The sequence below is a fragment of the Actinoplanes sandaracinus genome (genome assembly GCF_030009775.1).
GTDB classification, from domain to species: Bacteria; Actinomycetota; Actinomycetes; order Mycobacteriales; family Micromonosporaceae; genus Actinoplanes; species Actinoplanes sandaracinus.
In genome coordinates, this window is sequence record NZ_JASCTH010000020.1 from 184928 (window position 1) to 205070 (window position 20143).

Sequence of the window (20143 nt, forward strand, 5' to 3'; positions counted from 1 at the left end):
CTTTTTCGTCCCTCACAACGCCGGCCCCGGTGACGTGACCTCCGGGTAATCGGCGACGCACCTTCAAGTGATCAGGCGGAAACCCCGAGTTCCTAAGTTGGGGCGAACTAAGTGTGAAGGGGTGTCCGTGGCTGCCGATGTCACCGGAGTGCGAACCGTGTGCGGGTACTGCGGCGTCGGCTGTGGGTTGGTGCTCGACGTCGCACGCCAGGACGACGGCCGCCTCAAGGTCGTCAAGGCGAGCGGCGACCGCGACCATCCGGCCAACGCCGGCCGCCTCTGCACCAAGGGAGCGACCAGCGTCGACCTGCTCTCCGCGCCCGGCCGGCTGGACACCGCGCTGATCCGCGCGAACCGGGGCGCCTCGTTCGAGAAGGCCGGCGTCGACGCCGCGATCAGCGAGACCGCCCGGCGGCTCCGCGCGATCATCGACGAGCACGGACCGGACTCCTTCGCCATGTACGTCTCCGGGCAGATGACCCTGGAAGCCCAGTACCTGGCGAACAAGCTGGTCAAAGGCTTCATCGGGACGAACAACATCGAGTCCAACTCGCGGCTGTGCATGGCCAGCGCGGGCACCGGCTACAAGCTGTCGCTCGGCTCGGACGGGCCGCCCGGCTCCTACGACGACCTCGACCACGCGGACGCGTACCTGGTGATCGGCTCGAACATGGCCGACTGCCACCCGATCCTCTTCCTGCGGATGATGGAACGGGTCAAAGCCGGCGCCCGGCTGATCGTGGTCGACCCGCGGCGCACCGCCACCGCCGAGAAGGCCGACCTGTTCCTGCAGATCCGCCCCGGAGCCGACCTGGCCCTGCTCAACGGCCTGCTGCACCTGCTGGTCGCGGACGGGCACATCGACGAGGAGTTCATCGCGGCGAACACCGAGGGCTGGGAGTCGATGCCCTCGTTCCTCGCCGACTACCCGCCGGACCGGGTCGCCGCGCTCACCGGCATCCCATCGTCCGACATCCGGACCGCGGCCGAGTGGATCGGCGAGGCCGGGAACTGGGTCAGCCTCTGGACCATGGGCCTCAACCAGAGCACCCACGGGACGTGGAACACCAACGCCCTGATCAACCTGCACCTGGCGACCGGTGCGATCTGCCGTACCGGAAGCGGGCCGTTCTCGCTCACCGGCCAGCCCAACGCCATGGGCGGCCGCGAGATGGGCTACATGGGCCCGGGCCTGCCCGGCCAGCGGTCCGTGCTAGCGCCGGCCGACCGGGAGTTCACCGAGACCGCCTGGGGCGTGCCGGCCGGCACCCTGCGCACCGACGTCGGCAAAGGCACCGTCGACATGTTCGAGCAGATGGCGGCCGGCCGGATCCGGGCCTGCTGGATCATCTGCACCAACCCGGTCGCCTCGGTCGGCAACCGCCGAACCGTCATCGCCGGTCTGGAGGCCGCCGACCTGGTCATCACCCAGGACGCGTTTGCCGAGACCGAGACCAACGCCTACGCCGACATCGCGCTGCCCGCAGCCATGTGGTCCGAGGGCGACGGCATCATGATCAATTCGGAGCGGAACCTCACCCTGGTCCACGAGGTCGTCCCGGCGCCCGGCGAGGCGCTGCCCGACTGGCGGATCATCGCCCGCGTCGCGGCCGAGATGGGTTACAGCGCGTCGTTCACCTACGGGTCCGCCGAGGAGATCTTCGCCGAGATCAAGACCTTCACCAACCCGCAGACGGGGTACGACCTGCGCGGCGTCACCTACGAACAGCTCTCCTCCGGCCCCGTGCAGTGGCCGGCCGCGCCCGGAAGCGGCCGCCGCAACCCGATCCGTTACCGCACCGGCGACGGGACCCTCCGCTTCGCCACCCCCAGCGGCAAGGCGGTCTTCCACCCCCGGCCGCACGCCGATCCCGCCGAGATGCCCGACGACGACTACCCGTTTGTCCTCAACACCGGCCGCCTCCAGCACCAGTGGCACACCATGACCAAGACCGGCAAGATCGCCAAGCTGAACCGGCTCAACCCGGCGCCGTTCATCGAGATCAACTCGATGGACGCGGAATGGTCCGAGATCACCGCCGGAGACCTGGTGGAGATCGCCTCCCGGCGCGGGCGGGCGGTGCTGCCCGCCGTCGTCACCGACCGGGTGCTGCCCGGCACGTGCTTCGCGCCGATGCACTGGAACGACCTCTTCGGCGAGTACGTCAGCGTCAACGCGGTCACCAGCGACGCCGTCGACCCGCTGTCCTTCCAGCCGGAGCTGAAGGTGTGCGCGGTGTCCCTCACCAGGGTCGCCGCCGCTCCCACCCCGCCGGCCGGCCCCGTGTCCGCCGCGAACGGTCTCCCCCCGACACCTTCCGCGAGCGGCCCGCTTCCCGCGCGTGCGGTGAACGGCCTGTCTCCGGCGCCTGCCGTGAACGGCTTCGCTCCGGCGTCGGCCACGAACGGCCTGCCTCCAGCGCCTTCCTCGGGCGGGCGGGGGTCGCTGCATGAGCGGCTCGGGCTCGACCCCACACCGCCCACGTTGGACGAGGATCAGCGGCGCTACCTGGCCGGGCTCCTGGCCGGTGCGGTGAACAGGACCGAACCACTGGTCCTGCCGGCGAGCGCGCCCTTCGACCCGGCTACCGCCATGTGGGTGAACGGGCTGCTCGCGGGGGTGCTCTCACCCGTACCCACGCCGGGGTCCTTCTCCGTTTCCCCCGGTTTTTCCGCCGCGCCGCCCGGAGACCGCCTGCAGGTGCTGTGGGCCTCGCAGACCGGCAACGCCGAGGACTTCGCGCAGACCGTGGCCGGGCGGCTGGCCGAGACCGGACGGCAGGTCACCGTCATCGGCATGGACGGGCCGGCCGCCGACCTGCTCGATCCGGGCGCCGACCTGCTCGTGGTGACGAGCACGTTCGGCGACGGAGACGCGCCCGACAACGGCAGCACCTTCTGGGACTCCCTCGCCGGCGAAGCGGCGCCGCGCCTGGACGGGCAGCGGTTCGCGGTGCTCGCGTTCGGCGACTCCACCTACGCCGACTTCTGCGGGCACGGGCGGCGCCTGGACGAGCGTCTGGCCGAACTGGGCGCCGTCCGGCTCGCGCCCCGGGCCGACTGCGAGCCCGACTTCGAGGACACCGCCGACGGCTGGCTGTCCTCGGTCCTCGCAGCCCTCACCGCCGCGCCTCCCACGTCAGTCCCGGCGTCCTCGGGCGGCTCGGGCACCTCGGCGGCGCCCGCCTCCATCACGCCGGATGCTCTGGCCGGGCTGGAAGCGGCAGAGTCGGGACCGGCCGGCTCGGGGATAGCTGTGACCGCCCCGGCTGGTCCTGGAGTGGCTGTCACCGGCCCGGCTGACGGTGGGATCGATGCTTCCGGCTTGGCTGCTCTGGGGATGGCTGCGGCCACGTCGGTCGGCTCCGGCGTCGGGTCGACGTCGGCTGGTCCCCGGGTGGCCGCGTCTGGCCTGTCTGCTCCCGGGGCGGCGGCTCTCGAACCGTCCGTCGTCGTTCCCGGCGGACCGGCCGATGTGCCGGGGCCGCCCGCCGGAATGGTCGCCGGTTCGATAGCGGTCGCCGTGCCGGGCGCCCTGACCGGGCGAACCGCTGTGCATGCCGCCGTCGTCGCGTCCGCTGTGCCGGCCGCTGTCATCGCGCCCGCTGTGGCGGCCGGGTCCACCAAGGCCGCGCCGCTGGCTGCCTCGCTGGTCGGGAACCGGCTGCTCAACCTGCCCGGATCAGCCAAGGAGGTCCGGCAGTTCACCTTCGACACCGGCGGGTTGCTCACCTATCAGGCCGGGGACGCGCTCGGCGTCTGGCCGGTCAACTGCCCGTCGCTCGTCTCCGAATGGCTCGAGGCGACCGGCCTGGCCGCGGACACCCCCGTCGACCTGCACCGGGTCGGCGCCGTGCCGCTGGCCGACGCGCTCACCCACCACCTCGACATCACCCGTATCACGACCGGCCTGCTGAGGTTCGTCGCCGAACGCAGCGGCTCCAGTCACCTCAAGACCCTGCTGCGCGCCGACAACAAGGGCGAACTCGCCAAGTGGACCTGGGACCGCCAGGCCGTCGACGTCCTCGCCGAACACCCGGTCGACGCCGCCGCCCAGGACTGGGCCGACGTCCTGAAGAAGCTCCAGCCCCGCCACTACTCGATCAGCTCGACTCCGGTCATCGACCCGGCCCTGGTGAGCCTGACGGTCTCGGTGGTCCGCTTCGACAACCACCGTGGCCGTCCCCGCAAGGGCGTCTGCTCCACCCACCTGGCCGACGCCCCGGCCGGCGCCGCGGTCCCGGTCTTCGTGCAGCGCGCACCGCACTTCCGCCCACCGGCCGACCCCAACACCCCGATGATCATGGTGGGTCCCGGCACCGGGGTGGCCCCGTTCCTGGGCTTCCTCCAGGAACGGCAGTTCACCGGCGCGCCCGGCGGCAACTGGTTGTTCTTCGGCGAACAGCGCAGCGCCACCGATTTCTACTACGCCGAGGAGTTGGAGGCGTTGCGTGCCGACGGCATCCTCAGCCGCCTCGATGTGGCGTTCTCCCGCGATCAGCGCGCCAAGATCTACGTCCAGGACCGGATGCGGGAGAAGGGCGCCCAGCTCTGGGCCTGGTTGAAGGCCGGCGCCCACTTCTACGTCTGCGGCGACGCCAGCCGTATGGCCCGCGACGTGGACCAGGCCCTGCACGACATCGCCGTCAACCACGGCCGCCTGACCCCGGAAGCCGCCACCAGCTACCTCAAGCAGCTAGCCGCCGAGAAGCGCTACGTCCGAGACGTCTACTGACCACACCCGCCACCCCTACCCCCAGCCGTAGCTGCAGACCGAGCAGATGTGGTGCCTCACCCTGGCCAGTCTGCTGCTCCACCGACTACCACGGCCTCGGCGTGGCCGCCCTGCGCCGGACCGTCCGCCAGGTCGACGACGAGGTCCTGGCGCGCATCTGGCCCACCCACCACGAGAACGTGATCGGGCTGATCAAGCGGTGTCGAGACCAGGCCCTTGTCCGGGTCCGTTTCGGCGCAGTTCTCCCAGCTCGGCGGCGAGACGCCGGACTTCCTCGTCGAGCCGGGCGAAGGCGTCGGGTTGCACTTCAGGTTTCCCGTGCTGGTGGGTCCACGGGTTGGCGATCATGCGTTCGACCTGTTGGCGAAGTAGCCGATCGGTGATGCCCAGCACGGCGAAGATGTCGTGCGCCGGTGCTCCGTCCGCTGCCATGGCGATCACTACGTGCTCGGTACCGATGTGGTCGTGCCGCATGTCCAAGGCGACCTTGAATGCGTTGGCGAGCGCTTCGAGGGCGTCGGGCGCGAGGGCACCGGTGCCTTCCGGGCCCTGCGGGATGTTGGGGGCCGGCAGGTCGACGCCAAGGGCTTGGACGGCTCGGGCGCCGAGGTTCTCCCCGTCTTTGAGGATGCCGCACAGCAGGTCGAGCGCGGAGACGTCACGTCCCTGACCGGCGCGCAGTGTTCGCTGGCTGTCGATGATGGCGGTGAGGCGCGGGGTGAAGTGTCCCTGTCCTGTGCTGCTCAGCTGTCCCAGCTTGGCCAGTGCCGACTGCAGCGCTGATTGGCAGACCGCGGAGACCGACAGTCCGGCCGCTCGGACGGCTCGTTCCAGATCGTCCGGGAGATACACGTTGACTTTGCCCATGCGCCCCATACTATAACCCCATGCATAACCCTTCAAGTAACCCGTCACATAACCCCATCCAGGCGTTGGCGGCTGACCCGCAGGGGACGGCCGAGCGGCTGGCCGGACTGCCGACGGTTGCCGGGGTACAGGTGGCATGCCTCAACGCCGGAAAGCTGACGGTGGGGACGGCCGGTGTGGCCGATGTGGCCTCACGGGAGCCGGTGACCGGCGCGACGCGGTTCCGCATCGGGTCGATCACCAAGCTGCTCACAGCCGACCTGGTGGTGTGCGGTGTGCAAGCGGGGCGACTTCGGCTCGATGACCCGGTAGGCAGGTTTCTGCCCGGCGTCCGGGAAGGGGTTCTCGTGGGCCATCTGCTGTCACACTCCTCCGGCCTGGACGCCGGTGACCTGTTCGTGGATACCGGCGACGGTGACGACGCGATCGCGCGTTACGCCGAGATGGTGCGCAGCGCCGGGTCGCTCTTCTCACCAGGCGCAACGTTCTCCTACTGCAACGGAGGCTTCGCGCTTGCCGGACGGCTGGCCGAGGTGGTGCTGGGCCAACCGTGGCGGGCCGCGATGCGCACGCTGGTGTTCGACGAGGCCGGCCTGGCGGAGACGGACTTCGTGACCGGCACGGCCGCCGAGCACGATCTCGGCACCGCCCGCGGCCACACGGTGCGCGACGGCGACCTGATAGCCCTGCCGCGCCGCATCGACAATCCGATGTGCACCCGCGGTCTCGACCCGGCCGGCGGCACCCTGGTGTCGACCGCAGCCGACCTCGGCCGATTCCTGCGGTGGCATCTCGATTCACCGGGTACCGAGGTGATGCGCACCTTGCACGCGCCCGCCCCCGGCGGTGTGCCGACCATGCTCGGCGCTGGCCTCGGATGGATGGTCTGGGCGAACGCCGCCCAGACCAGTGTCCGGATCGGTGGCGCCAATCCCGGCCAGTCCGGCATCCTCGCCGCCGACCCGATCAGCGGGACCGCCGTCGTCGTGCTCACCAACTCCGACCAAGGGATCAACGCAGTCAACGCACTTCTCGACGCGCCCGGGCCGATCCCGAGCGGCGTGACCGAAGCGGCACCGGTCGACCTGTCGCACTATGCCGGCCGATATACCTCCCACGCCCTCACCATCGAGATCACCACCGCAGGCGGCGGCCTGCTCGTCCGAGCGCCCGGGCATCCCGACATTGCCCTGGCACCGCGCGACCGTCAGACCTTCGACTCGCCAGCCGGCCCTATCGCCTTCCTCGACTTCGACGACCAGGGCGTGCCGACCCTTCTGCGATGGCGGATGCGGGTCATGCGCCGGATCATGCCGGGAGATTCCACTCGGCAACTCGCGTCGGGTGTTGATGCGTCATCGGTGGCAGAGATGGGCGGCTGATACGGCCAGCCGATCGCCCGACGTAGCGGGCGGCGCGCCGAGCGCCGCCCGCTACGTCGGCGCGGAAGAGGTAGGCCCCTGCGAAGCTGGAGATCAGCTGTCGGCAGGCAGCTTGCTCTCAGAGCGAGCGTCCAGGCGTTCGTACCGTTGCCGGGCAGCCTGCGCCGTGTTCAGGCCGAGACTGAAGGCAATGTCTTGCCAGGTCATGCCCATGCTCCTGGCGATGGTGAGCAGAAGCAGCTCGGTCGAGTCGAGCTCAGCTCGCATACCCGGCACGAGAGTCAGTGCAGCGACGAGGTCGTCGTGGTCAATGGCTGGCTCCTCCGCCTCCGGGCGGATGGAGCCGCCGGCCAGTCCCGCCACGAGCCGAACCACCTCATGGGGGGCCGGCATGTCGGGATGAATCTGCCGCGCTCGACGCGCGGCATCGGCGGCATGCCGCTCGGTGAGATGCGTCAGAGCGTGATAGGCGCGTTCGGCGCGTTGCGCACGGGAATCGAGCTGGGTGAAGACAGTAGGCATGCCGACAGCATGCCTCATTAAACGACATGTTTTCAACAGAAAGTTGAAAGCACTTCAAGCGAGGTTACGCCTCTCCTGCAGTCGCGACTGGACGCCCTCGCCGCGCACGGCATCCCGCGCGACAAGATCTTCTCCGAGAAGATCTCCACCCGGGTCCGGGTGCGACCGCAGTTCGAGGCAGCCCTCGCGCTGGCCCGGCAGATCAAAGCCCACGCCCCGCACTGCCGAGTCATCCTCACCGTCAACGAGATGAAACGCCTCGGCCGCGACGCCGCCGAACTCACCGCCCTGGCCGACCACCTCAGCGCACACGGCCTAGTCCTGGAGATGCTCGCCGGCCCGCTACCCGGCCTCTACGACCCGGCCGGCTCCGGGCGCATGCTGTTCGCGTTCTTCGCCGCGATGGGCGAAACCGAACGAGAGAACATCCGCGAAGCCACCCTCGAAGGCCTCGACGCCGCAGCCCGCAGAGGCAAACACGGCGGCCGACCCGCCGTCATCACCCCGGACATGCTGCACACCGTGCTACGGCCGGCGCGCCGCCGGAGAGACCGTCGAGCAAATCCGGCCGGACCTGTTCATCCCCACCGGCAAACGCACCGGCCGCAACCCCAGCGTCGCCAGCATCTACCGCGCGCTCGCCGCGCATGAGAAGGCCCAGGCATATCCGGACGCCGTCGAGCAGGCCCGAACCGAGCACGCCCAGCGCGCCGGCGCCGACCTTCCGGCGAACGTGCGACCCCGGCCCGCTCGCGTCCTCGACCCCATCGACCCCGAGCTGGCCGCCCGGATCCAGGGCCGCCCTCTCGACCGGCTCGCGTAGCCGCGGACGGGCCTACGGCTGGCGCGCCCAAGCCCACCCGGCCGTCGTCCCCCCGCCCCGAATGCCCCAGAGCCGGCCGGTGGTTGCCACATGCCCGCCGTGGTGCAGCCCCCGAATCGGCGGTCGGTGAGGTGGCTTGACTACGGCTGGCGAGTTCTGCGGTGTCCCGGCCGTAGTGGAGGCCTGGAGTGGGCGGTTGGTGGGGTGGCTGGGCGACGGCTGGGGGTCTGGGCGGGTCGGGTTGGTGGCTGGGCTCAGGGGCGTGTCGGGATGGTGGGTGCGGTGGTGGGTTGTGCTGCCGGGTGCTTCGACGCCTGCATCCGGCTTCGGCACGTCGCGGTTGTCGTGGAGCGCGTGACGGTGAGGTGCGGATCGCGCCTCACCGTCACACGCCGCGGCTGGCGGTCAGATCATGCGGCCTACGGCGGCTCGGAGGCGGGCCAGGTCACGGCGGCGCTGTTCCATGGTGGTGGCGATACCGACCAGCAGCAGACCGCCGACGGCGAGTGGCATCCAGCGGGGCACCAAGTCCCAGAACTGGATCAGCTCGTGCAGGGCCACCAGAAGCAACGTGCCGCCGCCGGTGACCACCGGCGCCTGCAGCCGAGCCCGTGCGCCGGCGAGCAGCACCAGCAGGGCGCCCACGCCGAGGAGCAGACGCCGCGGGTAGTGCGGTTCGCCGGCGGTGCTGTCGGCGATCACGGCCAGCGTCGGCAGGAAGGCGGCTGCGAGGGCGGCGCCGTAGGCGGTCCAGGACGGAAGGTCCGGCCGGGCGCGGCGGGCGAACCATCCGGCGACCACGGCCAGGGCGGCGGCGGGCAGGGTGTAGATCTCGGTGGTCTCGACGTCCCGTGAGGACAGCAGGAACCACCAGCCGGCCAGTGCGATCGAGCCGGACGCGAGGGCGTACCGGAACCGGGTCCGCCTGGCCTCGCCGGGACGCATCGCGCGGACGGCCAGGACCAGCGCCCACAGCTTGCAGACCAGCGCGGCCCACCCCAGGCTGTCCGTGATCAGGAGTGCGATCACCGCTGAGGCGTGGCCGACGGCGAACGGCGCCCGGGCCTCGGCGGGGCGACCGGATTCCAGCGCCGCTTCCAGGGCTATCGCGAGGGCCGCCGCGCCCAGCACGAACAGCGGGGGAGCGCCGATCCCGAGGTGGGTGAGGTCGGCGATGGTGTATGCCAGGACGACCGTCGAGGTCGCCGCCACAGCCCAGCCGGCGGTTCGGTCGGACTGCCGGCGTCCGGCGAACCCGGCGGTCGCGGACGCGGCCAGCACGAGCGAGAACGCGGCGATCGTGGCACCGTGGCCGGCGGCGGATCCGGCCGTACCGGCGGCGGCGAGGACTCCGAAGAGAACCGCGAGCAGGCCGCTCGCCATGTGGCGGGCCGTAGTGAAGGTCACCGCCAGCAGCCCGGCGAGGCCGGTCGCCAGCGCGGCGATCGGGACCGCCGGCCAGGTGGCCCCCGCCGCGGCGAACACCATCGGAACCGCGAGAGCCACGAGGGGCGCCGCCGCCCACACCGCGACCAGGGCCGGGGGCACCGCCGCGAGGGCCGGGCCGCTCGGAGCGACACCGTCCAGAGAATCGGATGCGGCGGAGCCGGTCGGCGTGGTGCCGTCCAGGGCGCCGGATGCGGCGGAGCCGGGCGGTGTGGTGATGTCTGGGGGTTCGGTTGCGGCGGGTCGGGTGGCCGCTGCGGTGGGGGCCGCCGGGGAGACGGGGCCGTTCTTAGTGGTGTCGCTCGAGGGCCCGTTCGCGGCGGGCCGCATGGGCGGCGCGGAAGTGGCTGACGGGGCGTCCGGGCCGCCGGGATGGGCCGGCGAGGCGGTGGCCGGACTGCTCGCGGAGTCGCGTGTGGAAAGCGCGAGCAGCCACCCGGCGGCCGCGGCGGCGACGGCGGCCGCGGCGAGGGCGACGACGCTGGACCAGGCCACCGGCGACTGCCGGGGTGGAACGCCGGACCAGATGTCGTCGACGGCGGACCACGGTTCGAGTACGACGACCGCCAGGTCGCCCGCGATCAGCGCGAACAGCGCCAGCGCGGGCAGCACCCCCGCGACCGCGCCGCTTCCGGTGCGTGCGGCCGGGATCGGCAGCGACGCCACTACGAGGAGCAGGCCGGCCGCCGCGTAGAGGACCACCGGGTCGTCTCCGGCCGCGGCCCAGAGCGGGGTGGTGCCGGCGGTGGCCAGGGCGACTCCGAGCGCGTACGGCCCGTAGCCCGGAAGCCGCCGGGTCACCGCGTGCGCCACCGCGCAGAGCAGGACCACGAAGCCCAGCGAGACCCGCACCCGCGTGGTTACGGGGACGTCCGCGGCGAACAGCGCCAGCCACATCGCGGCCGGCACCGCGAGGAGGCCCGCGATCAGCGAGCCGGCGCCGACGTCAGCGCCGCGGGGCGCGTTGCGCAGGGCACCGGCCGTGCCGAGGCCGAGCAGGGCGATCGTGCCGCACACGGTGGCGGCGACGGCGGCCTGCCCGCAGCCGGTGACCACCGCGTGCGTCGCGACGATCAGGCACACCGCGATCCGGTAGAGGGCGTCCGGCAGGACCGGCGACCGTGCGGCGAGCAGCAGCGCCACGGCGGCGACGGCGATTCCGGCGACCGCGGCGGTCCACCACGGCAGGCCGAAGGCCGCCGGGACCAGGAATCCCAGCACGGCGAGGGCGGTCAGGCCCAGGTCCGCGTGGGTCCGGCGGGGCAGCAGGAGGGCGTACGCCACCGCGGTCAGCACCGTGGCGGCCAGCATGTCCGGCTCGAGTCCGGTGACGGTCGCGCCCATCGGCGTGGCCCACACTCGTCCGGCTGCCCCGACGCTGAGGATCGCTCCAGCAGCGGCGGCCAGCACCACGGTGATCGCCGGTACCGCGGCGACGATGAGCGCACCCACCCACGCGCCGCTCCGCACGGAGGAAGGCAGCCACCGTTGAAGGAGATCACCCCGGGCGCCGGCAGGTCCCCGCCCCGCGCCGCCGTTCGCCGCGGTGGCCGCGTCGTCGTCCGGGGCTAGCGGGTTGCCAGGCGAGCCTTCGGCGGGATCAGAGGCCCGCGGGCCGGCTGTGCGGGCCGGGGTTGCGGCCGAGGACGGGAGACGGCGGAGGAAGGCGCCCGCGGCGGCGAGGACGAGGGCGACCAGGGCGATCCGGCTGCCCGGCCACTCGGAGCCCTGGATGTCGATGGGGAGGGTCCACGCCCAGCGGGCGCCGGCGATCCCGAGGGCGACCACCAGCAGGGCCGCGCCGGTCGCCTGGATGCGCGGCAGCCGGGCCAGGAGGGCCCAGACGAGCACGATCAGTGGCGGAAGCAGGAGGCTGGCGCCGGCTTCGGCGGCAGTGCGCGGGGTGGTGGCGGGGACCAGGCCCGCGAACGCGATCGTTGCGGCGACGGCCGAGGCGAGGGTCGCGCAGACGTACGCGAGGATGCCCGTCCCGTCCTGGGTGAACCGTGCCGGGCGCACCCGTAGGGCGGCGAGGTCGAGGACGGCGATCGCGCTGAACGCCAGGGACCATCCGGTCGGTCCGGCGTCGGCGGCGTCGGCGAGGAGGGGGAACACGGGCTGGGCCATGAGTAGCGCGGCGATGCGCGGGCCATGGAGTTTTGTCGGCCACGAGTAGGCGAGCGCGGTCACCGCGGTGAAGGTGAGGACCGCGGCCGCGTACGCCGAGGGGTGGAGGGCTTGAACGAACAGGAAGTCGACCGCCCACGCCGCGTAGCCGTCGAGAAGGATCATGAGCAGGCCGACGGCCGTCAGGGTTTCGGCGGCGGCTGTCAGGCCGCGCCGCGCGGCGAACGGGGGGACCGCGAGGATCGCGGCGGTCGCGCCGGCCAGCAGCAGTGCCCGGCCGGTGACGCCGACCTGTGCCCAGGCGACGGCGGTGAAGACGGCGGCCGCGACGACCAGCAGCAGCCCGCCGAGGATGAAGAGGACGTTCTGCACGGTGAGCGTGCTGAGCCGCGGCTCCGCGACGGTGACGGCAGCGGGCGCGGCAATGCCGGCGGTCAAAGCGGTGCTGCCGGGCAAAGCGGTGCCGGCGGTCGAAGCGGTGCTGGCAGGCAAAGCGGCGGCGGGCGCGGTGGTGGGGGCATGCAGGGCCTGCGCGCGGCGGGCGACGACGCGGGCGGCGAGGTGGCTGCGGCGGCTGTGGGCGTCTTGGATGCGCCGATCGAGGCCGCTGACCCGGGCCCGGGCCTCCTCGAGTTGCCGGCGGAGATCAGCGATCTCGCCGTCGAGGCGGATCACCTCCGCGGCGTCGGTGTCGGGTCCGGCTCCGCAGGCGGGACAGCCGTTCGGGAGGGAGGCGGTCGCCCCGCACTGTGGGCAGGGATAAGAGGTGGTCAAGGCCGTTCCCGAGGTTGTCGCTGAGGTGGGACAGCAAGCTTCGCCTATCGATGCGAATCGGGGAAGGAGGTTCCCGCCGCAAATGCCATCGCTGTCCGTGACCTGATGACGGGGGCCTCCTGGTGGTGCTGGGCTCGGAGTGGTCAAGCACGCTGTTCGACCCGCGCGATCCACGCGGCGCGTTCGTGCCGCTTGGCCGCTCGCGCCGACGTCGCGCCGGTTCCGCCCGAGCGGGCTCTCACGGTGGTCGTCGAGATCGTCACTATCCCGACTGGCGGGAGAGCCGCTCACTAGCCTGGAGGAATGGGGATATTAGCTCAGAAAACACTGAAGTTTCCGGCGGTTTTAGCCCTTTCCGCCGGGCTGACCCTGAGTGCGGTGATGCCCGCGCCCGCGTTCGCCGGCCCACCGCCCACGACGGTCGCGGCCGGACAGCCGGACAACGCCGGGCCACCCGACAACGCCGCGCCGGCGGATCGGCTGAAGAAACTGGGGAAGGCGCTGGTCACAGCGAAGGACCTGCCCGCGGGTTTCAAGAAGCAGGAGGACACCTACCTCGTCGAGATGTTCCGGGCGATGCTCGGCGAGCGCCGGCCGGGCGCCGACCCGTGCGTCGTTCCCGCCAAGGCGAAGCAGACGCCGGGCCGGCCGCCGGCCGAGCCGGTCAAGGCGGGCGAGCCGAAGGCCCCGGCCGCGAAGAAGCCCGCCGGCCCGCCGGCCGCCGCCGCCCTGTTCTTCCATGAGGAGAAGGCCGTGGTCGCGGTGGAGACGCTGGCCATCACCGGGGAGGAGACGGCTGTCGACATGGTCAACGACCTCGACCTGGTGCTGAACAAGTGCCCGGTGGTGGAGGCCGAGGGTGTCAAGGTGACGATGCGGTCGCTGGACTGGGACCCGCTGCTCGGCGACAAGTCGCGGACCGTCGGCATGATCATGATGATGAACCTCGACGGCGTCGAGATGACGATGCACGGAAAGTTGGCGCAGGTCGCGTACCGGGATGTGTCGATGGTCGTGGGTTTGGTCGGAGCGGCCGAGCCGCAGGACCGTCACCTCAAGAAGATCGCTGGTGCGGCCGTCCGCAAGCTCGTCGCGTCAGCCGACCTTTTTGCCACGGAAAGCACACAGGAGCCCTGAAACCGGAGAAGCGGGACCTCCAGTACCTGATCTTGCATAGCTTGCCCAGGGCGACGTGAGAGACGATCGGGTAGGCGATGAGTTCTCAGCGATGGGCACCTGTGTGCCGTGCGATCCTGGCCCGGCTCGGGTGCTCATCCTGCTCTGCGCGCTCGGCCTGGCGCTGCCGGCCGCCATCCGGTCGCGGAACCCGGCCCGAGCGGCCTCGCCGAACAGTGGCGCTGGGCGGCGGCCCGCTGACGGAGTGTGGAGAATCGTAAAGAAAGCGCACAGAAGAAGGTGCTGACCTGCACGATCCCGCCGCGACACGCTCTATGTGATCGCTCTCACTTTCGGCCGGGCGATGCCTGCACCCCGCCCCGGAGCCGCCGTCACGGCGCTCGCGCGGTCACCGCCGGGCCCGGTCTTGAGCCAAGATACTGCGCGTCGGCCGCGCGGCCGACGAGGAGCCGAGCGGGAGGAATCCGCGTGGAGGGGCGTGACGGCGGGCTGCCGGTGGATCCGGTGTCCGGGGAACAGCGCAGGCCTTCACGGGCGGACAACCTCCGGCTCACCCGCATGCCGCAGCGTCCACTTCCGCGCACCGCCCGGCCGCCGGCGAACCCCGACGCCCGGCAGCCCGAACCAGGCGGTGGCGCCGCGGGCACAGACGGCGCGGGTCCGCTAGTCGCCACACCCGATGGGGTACGGGACACCCGGACCTCCCCGCGCCGGTGGCCCTGGATCGCCGCCGGGGTCGCGGCGGTGCTCGCCGTCCCGATCGGGCTGGCGGCCACCGGCCGGATGCCGGGCCGCGATGCGGCGGCAGCGATCGGCGCCACCGGGGGAGTGCCGTCCACCGAGGCCGGGGCTCCGCCGGACGGATCCGCCGCACCGAACGTGCCGGAACCGCCCGCCGCGGCCGCCTCACCGAGCGGGGGCGCCTCGGGGACAAGCAGGCCCGCCGCGCCGGGTTCGGCCGCCCCACCGTCGGGTGGCGCTTCGAGCCCGTCCGCCGATGGCGCGCCACCGGCGGGTGCGACGGCGACCCCCACCGTGACCGGGAAGGCGAACCCCTCACGGGCCAACCTGGCGTTGCAGGCGTCGGTGACCGCCTCCGCGTCGGAGGGCGATCCGTGGGCGGCCCGGTTCGCCTGCGACGGCGACCAGTCCACCCGCTGGTCGAGCGGCTTCTCCGATCCCCAGTGGATCCGCGCCGACCTGGGCCGGAACTGGCGGATCTCCGAGGTGAAGCTGATCTGGGAGCGGGCTTACGGGGTCGCCTACCGGGTGGAGACCTCGATCGACGGAAAGTCCTGGACGTCCATCTGGTCGACGAGCTCGGGCACCGGCGGCACGGTTACCGTCACCGAGGACACGGTCGCCCGGTATGTCCGCATGTACGGCACGAAGCGGAGCAGCTCCTACGGTTACTCACTGATCGAGTGGGAGATCCGTTGAATCGGGCGCCGGTGAACGGGCTCGTGGCCCACTGATCCGGGTCGGCGGCGGTCAGCGCGATGCGGCCCGGGAGCCGTGGTGGGCGGGGCCGGGAGACCTCCACCACGCCCACCGTAGCGCGGAAAACGATCGGCCGACAAGGCTCACTCTCCGTAGTGGTCAATCGCGTCCGGGGATCGGCCGTCGAGTGTGGCCGTCGATAAGTCCCCCTTCCGCGGTGTCCCAGAAAAATTTTCCGGGCACCCTTATCGCCCGCTCTGAGCTGCGGTTTCGTCGCCTGGGGAGCGACTGAAACGCGCGGCCTCGGACATTGGTGTTGAACCTCTCGGCCGTCGGCGCCCGTATGGCACCCCGACCGATGACATCGACGTCCCACGACGAGGAGTGATTATGAGGGCCCGCTCGTACCGACGGAACCCGGACAATCGGCGGAAGACGATCGGCGCGGCGGTGGTCGCGGGAGTGCTGGTTGTCAGCGGCGTGGCCGGCGTCCAGCTGGCGTCGGCCAGCACCCAGGCGAAGGCCGCCGACGTGGTCAACGTGGACGGTCAGCAGTTCGACGTCTCCAAGTGCGCCGAACTCGCGATCAACGGCGGCACCGTCGTCTGCGACGGCGAGGAACTGGCCCCGGTTCAGGCCCAGGCTCCCGGGGAGGCCGCTGCCGACGCGGCCGTCGCGTTGGAGACCGCCTGCGACACGTTCGCCGCCGACGTGGCCGCCGCCGCGGGTGAGGCCGGCGCCGCGGATGCCGCGGAGGAGGCCGAGGAGGCCGCCGAGAACCCGGAGGCGGCCATGGCGGAGAACCATGCCGCCGCCAAGAAGTACGCCAAGGCTCTCAAGGCCGCGGAGAAGGCCGAAGCCGCGGGCAAGGGCGCCGCGGGCAAGGGCGCCGAGAACGGCGCGGCCGGCGGTAAGGGCGCGGAGAAGGGCGCTCCCGGTAAGGGCGCCGAGAACGGCGCGGCCGGCGGTAAGGGCGCGGAGAAGGGCGCCGCCGGTAAGGGCGCCGAGAAGGGCGCCGCTGAGCAGGCCGACGCCGCGGCCGATGTCACCGCCGCCCAGCAGGCGCTGCTCCAGACCTGCCTGGCGCTCGCCGACGCCAAGGCGGTAGCCGCCGCGGCCGGCGCCGATGACGCCGCCGACAAGGGCGCGGCCGAGGAAGGCGCGGCCGACAAGGGCGCCGCCGAGGAAGAGGCCGCCCCGCAGGAGAGCGCCACCACCAAGCGCCGCTGATCCCTCTGCAAGACGTGACGGTGGTACGGGCGCGAGGCGGCGCTCGCACCACCGTCACACTCGTGACAGGGCCGCCCCGCCCTCCACGGCAGGGGAACGGGAGGCGACGCCGAGTGGTGGCTCACGGCGCCGCATGCGTGGCTGTAGGCGAAAAAATGAAGCGAACCGGGAGAGGGCAGCGGTCTATCCTCTCCGAGCATGTCGGTCCGTGCCGCTGTTCCCGGTGATGCCGCCGCGCTGGCGGAGGTTCACGTCCGCACCTGGCAGGCCGCCTATGCCGGGCTGATTCCGCAGGACTACCTGGATTCACTGGACCCGGCGCAGCGTGAGCCCGGCTGGCGGCGCTGGCTCGCCGATCTCCGTCCGCCCACCGCCATCCTGGCATGGGAATCGCCGGACGGCGTGGCGGGTTTCGTCGCGATCATGCCCAGCCGGGACCCGGACGCCGAACCGGGGGAGACCGGCGAGATCACCGCGATCTACCTGCTCCCCGCCTACTGGGGCCGGGGTGCGGGGCGGGAGTTGATGGCCGCCGCGCTGCGGCGGCTGACCGAAGCGGGTTTCCGGCAGGCGACGTTGTGGGTGCTGGGGACGAACGCCCGGGCCCGGCGGTTCTACGAGGCTGCCGGGTGGCGCCCGGACGGCGTGGCGAAGACCGACGACTCATGGGGGTTCCCGCTCGACGAGGTCCGTTACCGGCGTGATCTAGAGTTTGCGGCCGACGGCGCCGAGGAGCGCGATCTGCTCGGGTGACGGCCGCTGGTGGGCCGGAACTTCCGGGAGCCACTCGGAAACCGGGACGATGCCGGGGCCGATCAGCCCGAGGCCGGTGAAGAACTCGGCGAACTCGGCGCGGCTGCGCGGGTGGGCTTCCGGTTGATCCCGGGCGATCGTCTGGCGGGCGATCGCCACCTGCTGGGGCGAGTTGTAGTCGAGGGTGAAGCTGGAGGCGGCGAGATAGCTGCCGGACGGCAGGGCGGCGAGCAGCTCACGGACGTTGTCGCGGGCCTGCGCGTGGCCGGGGACGACGTGCGGCACCGGGATGAGGATCAGCCCGACCGGGCGGTCGAGGTCGATGATCTCGGTGAATCGCGGGTGGCCGAGGATCTCCCGGGGCTGTCGCAGGTCTCCCTCGATGTAACCGGTGGCGCCCTCGGGGCTGCTGGTGAGCAGGGCCCGGGCGTGCGCGTCGGCTGCCGGCTCGGTGCCGGCGTAGACGACCCGGCACTGCGGGACGCGGCGCTGGGCGACGTCGTGGGTGTTGCCGGCGGTGAACCGGCCGGCGCCGATGTCGAGGAACTGGCCGATGCGCGCCTCCACGGCCATGAACCGCACCGCACGCTGGAGGAACGCCCGGTTCTCACGGGCGGGGAGTCGGGTGCCCGGCCCGGTCGGCGCGGTCTCCTCCATCATGGGTTCCCCCGATCCGCATCGATGTCCCGCGACCTTATCGTAGATCCACTTTGGATTGGTGGAATCCGCCGGAAACTTTCGCGTCGCACCTCGGCCGTATCGGACTCAGGGTTCCGGTAATCCCCAAGTTAGACGTGCGTCGATGCTCGCGCGGTGCTCAACTGGATCCGGGCCCGCGGGTGGTACGGCGACGTCATGCTCAGCACGATCCAGTTCGGCTACGAGATCACCTCGTCGAGCGGCGGCTTGAACTTCGTCACCACAGCTACTCGGCCTCGGCTGCGTGACGCATGCCTGGCTGACAGGCGGTCCATAGCCTTCGGTGTTTGCATGGCCGGGTACCCCCACCGAGCGGCATATCGGAGGAATCGTGAAACACCGTCCGACCTATCAGGGACGCCCACTCGCCAAGCCCGAGGAGGAGGTGTTCGACCAGGGCCTCGGGTTCGACCTGGGCACCCTGATGGGGCGGCGGCAGATCCTGCGGGCCTTCGGCGTCGGCGCGGCGACGCTCGGACTGGCCGCCTGCACCTCGCCGTCGTCGGAGCCGGCCGCCTCAGCCGCCTCGTCCGGGTCCACCGCCGCCACGAACTCGGCGGAGATCCCGGACGAGACGGCCGGTCCCTATCCGGGTGACGGGTCGAACGGGCCGGACGCGCTGGAGCAGAGCGGCATCGTCCGCAGCGACATCCGGACCAGCTTCGGCGAGGGCAGTGCCACGGCCGAGGGTGTGCCGATGACCCTGGAGCTGACGATCAAGGACCTCGCCGAGGGCGGGACCGCGTTCGCCGGGGCCGCCGTCTACGTCTGGCACTGTGACCGGGCCGGCCGGTACTCGATGTACTCCGAAGGCGTCACCGCGGAGAACTACCTGCGCGGCGTGCAGATCGCCGACGCCGCCGGCAAGGTGAGGTTCACCAGCATCTTCCCGGCCTACTACCCCGGCCGGTGGCCGCACATCCACTTCGAGGTGTTCCCGGACGAGGCGAGCATCGCCGACTCGACCAAGGGGATCGCCACCTCACAGGTGGCGATCCCCAAGGAATACTGCGACACCGTCTTCAAGCAGGCGGGGTACGAGTCCTCGGTCACCAACCTGGCCCGGCTCACCCTGGCGACCGACAACGTGTTCGGTGACGACTCGGCGGCGAGGCAGCTCGCCACCGTCACGGGCGATGTCAGCAGTGGGTACGCCGTGGCGCTCAGCGTGGGTGTGGATACCATGACGTCACCCGCCGCCGGCGGTGGCGCGGCACGCCGCGGTGGCGGACAGGGCCGGCCCGGCGGAGCCCCGCCGAGCGGCGGCCCTGGTGGCGGCCCCGGTGGCACCCCGCCCTCGGGTGCGCCGCCGGCCTGACCTGACACGAGGTCTCCGGGAGTCTTTCTGATGGCTGAGGGGATAACCGGGCGGTTCAGCTGGGAGACCGAGCGAGTGCTCCGTGACGCAGAGTGGTATCCCGGTAGGAGTGTTGCTCCCCGGAGGTGGACTTCATTGCTGGCCGCCGAAGGATTCCGAGTTCACGCTGCTGCGGAGGAGTTCTTGTCGGAATTCGGTGGGCTGGCGGTTGATGTCAGCGGCTCCGGCCTCACCTGCGCACGTGAGCCGTTCTCGCTCTACCCCACCTCTTGCAGCGGGGAAGAGGATCGCATCGCAGAGTGGGGAGTCGATCTTGGGAAGCATTTCTATCCTCTGGGTGAGTCCAGCCGGCGCGAGTTCTTCATCGTCATGGACGAGGACGGTGGAATCTTTCTCATGATGGATCGCGTCGGCGCTCTGGGCGTGCGGGAGCGAGGGTTGGAAAGCCTGGTCCGGGGGATTGCTCCGGAGTGGCTTCCCGAGTGATCGCGGCGGGTCTGGATGTCGGCAGCTCTACGCTGATCGGTCCTTGCCGGACGGCGGCCCGCCACCTACGCCATAGTCGCCACGCCGGCCGTGTCGCGATGTTGTCGAGTTGACCGATGCCAGGGCAGCGATCCGCAACGCTTGCGGCTGCGGAAGCGCTCGCTGTCGACCATGCGAAGCGGAGTTGACGGCGGCGATCAGTGGAGACGGGGCGCGGCGGGACGCTTCCTTCCGTACCGTCGCGGGTCTGTCCGATCCTCGCTGTCATTCGTTCGAAGCGGTCAATCAACCGGGCCGGTTCCTGCGGCATGCGGGCAGTGTGGTGCGGCTCCGCGCCGTTACCGGTGGATCGTTCGCGGGCGCCCCACCCGGAAAGGCGGGGGGGCCGCCCCCCCGCGCGGGCG

The 20143-nt window shown here is 71.6% G+C and carries 14 protein-coding genes; 10 read left to right on the forward strand and 4 right to left on the reverse strand.

What is annotated here, in order from left to right:
* Positions 1 to 127: 127 nt before the first annotated feature.
* On the forward strand, positions 128 to 4735 hold the full coding sequence (locus QLQ12_RS28705) for a molybdopterin-dependent oxidoreductase (RefSeq protein ID WP_282763671.1): 4608 nt from the start codon (positions 128 to 130) through the stop codon (positions 4733 to 4735).
* Positions 4736 to 4927: 192 nt separating this feature from the next.
* Here QLQ12_RS28705 and QLQ12_RS28710 read toward each other — a convergent pair whose 3' ends face one another.
* Positions 4928 to 5602 (reverse strand): Clp protease N-terminal domain-containing protein, encoded by a 675-nt coding sequence (locus tag QLQ12_RS28710; protein WP_282763672.1) that lies wholly within the window; start codon positions 5600 to 5602, stop codon positions 4928 to 4930.
* A gap of 20 nt (positions 5603 to 5622) precedes the next feature.
* On the opposite strand from QLQ12_RS28710, the gene QLQ12_RS28715 reads away from it, so the two are divergent.
* Positions 5623 to 6984: a serine hydrolase domain-containing protein gene (locus tag QLQ12_RS28715; RefSeq protein ID WP_282763673.1), complete on the forward strand. Its 1362-nt coding sequence runs from the start codon at positions 5623 to 5625 to the stop codon at positions 6982 to 6984.
* A 93-nt stretch (positions 6985 to 7077) separates the two neighbouring features.
* Here QLQ12_RS28715 and QLQ12_RS28720 read toward each other — a convergent pair whose 3' ends face one another.
* Positions 7078 to 7506, reverse strand: coding sequence for a DNA-binding protein (locus QLQ12_RS28720; RefSeq protein ID WP_282763674.1), 429 nt, complete (start codon positions 7504 to 7506; stop codon positions 7078 to 7080).
* Between the two features lie 126 nt (positions 7507 to 7632).
* On the opposite strand from QLQ12_RS28720, the gene QLQ12_RS28725 reads away from it, so the two are divergent.
* Positions 7633 to 8157 (forward strand): recombinase family protein, encoded by a 525-nt coding sequence (locus tag QLQ12_RS28725; RefSeq protein ID WP_282763691.1) that lies wholly within the window; start codon positions 7633 to 7635, stop codon positions 8155 to 8157.
* Between the two features lie 577 nt (positions 8158 to 8734).
* Here QLQ12_RS28725 and QLQ12_RS28730 read toward each other — a convergent pair.
* Positions 8735 to 12676 carry an SCO7613 C-terminal domain-containing membrane protein gene (locus tag QLQ12_RS28730; RefSeq protein ID WP_282763675.1) on the reverse strand — a complete coding sequence of 1314 codons (3942 nt, stop codon included), beginning with the start codon at positions 12674 to 12676 and terminating at the stop codon, positions 8735 to 8737.
* Positions 12677 to 13054: 378 nt separating this feature from the next.
* On the opposite strand from QLQ12_RS28730, the gene QLQ12_RS28735 reads away from it, so the two are divergent.
* The 4 genes from QLQ12_RS28735 (at position 13055) to QLQ12_RS28750 (ending at position 17236) form a co-directional block, all read left to right on the forward strand.
* Positions 13055 to 13813, forward strand: a complete 759-nt coding sequence (locus tag QLQ12_RS28735; RefSeq protein WP_282763676.1) for a hypothetical protein — start codon at positions 13055 to 13057, stop codon at positions 13811 to 13813.
* Positions 13814 to 14281: 468 nt separating this feature from the next.
* Positions 14282 to 15253: a discoidin domain-containing protein gene (locus tag QLQ12_RS28740; RefSeq protein WP_282763678.1), complete on the forward strand. Its 972-nt coding sequence runs from the start codon at positions 14282 to 14284 to the stop codon at positions 15251 to 15253.
* 390 nt (positions 15254 to 15643) lie between these two features.
* Positions 15644 to 16483, forward strand: coding sequence for a hypothetical protein (locus QLQ12_RS28745; RefSeq protein WP_282763679.1), 840 nt, complete (start codon positions 15644 to 15646; stop codon positions 16481 to 16483).
* A gap of 198 nt (positions 16484 to 16681) precedes the next feature.
* Entirely contained in the window at positions 16682 to 17236 is a 555-nt protein-coding gene (locus QLQ12_RS28750) for a GNAT family N-acetyltransferase (RefSeq protein WP_282763680.1), read from the forward strand.
* Here QLQ12_RS28750 and QLQ12_RS28755 read toward each other — a convergent pair.
* Positions 17189 to 17896, reverse strand: a complete 708-nt coding sequence (locus QLQ12_RS28755; RefSeq protein ID WP_282763681.1) for an SAM-dependent methyltransferase — start codon at positions 17894 to 17896, stop codon at positions 17189 to 17191. The genes QLQ12_RS28750 and QLQ12_RS28755 overlap by 48 nt on opposite strands.
* Before the next feature lie 370 nt (positions 17897 to 18266).
* Here QLQ12_RS28755 and QLQ12_RS28760 point away from each other — a divergent pair, with 370 nt between their 5' ends.
* From QLQ12_RS28760 to QLQ12_RS47130, 3 genes are all read left to right on the forward strand, one after another.
* Positions 18267 to 19253 carry an intradiol ring-cleavage dioxygenase gene (locus tag QLQ12_RS28760; protein WP_282763682.1) on the forward strand — a complete coding sequence of 329 codons (987 nt, stop codon included), beginning with the start codon at positions 18267 to 18269 and terminating at the stop codon, positions 19251 to 19253.
* A 30-nt stretch (positions 19254 to 19283) separates the two neighbouring features.
* Positions 19284 to 19739: an SUKH-3 domain-containing protein gene (locus tag QLQ12_RS28765; RefSeq protein WP_282763683.1), complete on the forward strand. Its 456-nt coding sequence runs from the start codon at positions 19284 to 19286 to the stop codon at positions 19737 to 19739.
* A gap of 184 nt (positions 19740 to 19923) precedes the next feature.
* On the forward strand, positions 19924 to 20143 hold a 220-nt coding region (locus QLQ12_RS47130), incomplete at its 3' end, for an AbfB domain-containing protein (protein ID WP_407651607.1).

Excerpts from the sequence above, each read along its gene's own strand:
- QLQ12_RS28710 (WP_282763672.1), bottom strand. The coding sequence starts at position 5,602 with ATGGGCAAAGTCAACGTGTATCTCCCGGACGATCTGGAACGAGCCGTC.
- QLQ12_RS28715 (WP_282763673.1), top strand. The coding sequence starts at position 5,623 with ATGCATAACCCTTCAAGTAACCCGTCACATAACCCCATCCAGGCGTTG.
- QLQ12_RS28720 (WP_282763674.1), bottom strand. The coding sequence starts at position 7,506 with ATGCCTACTGTCTTCACCCAGCTCGATTCCCGTGCGCAACGCGCCGAA.
- QLQ12_RS28745 (WP_282763679.1), top strand. The coding sequence starts at position 15,644 with ATGAGGGCCCGCTCGTACCGACGGAACCCGGACAATCGGCGGAAGACG.
- QLQ12_RS28750 (WP_282763680.1), top strand. The coding sequence starts at position 16,682 with ATGTCGGTCCGTGCCGCTGTTCCCGGTGATGCCGCCGCGCTGGCGGAG.
- QLQ12_RS28755 (WP_282763681.1), bottom strand. The coding sequence starts at position 17,896 with ATGATGGAGGAGACCGCGCCGACCGGGCCGGGCACCCGACTCCCCGCC.
- QLQ12_RS28765 (WP_282763683.1), top strand. The coding sequence starts at position 19,284 with ATGGCTGAGGGGATAACCGGGCGGTTCAGCTGGGAGACCGAGCGAGTG.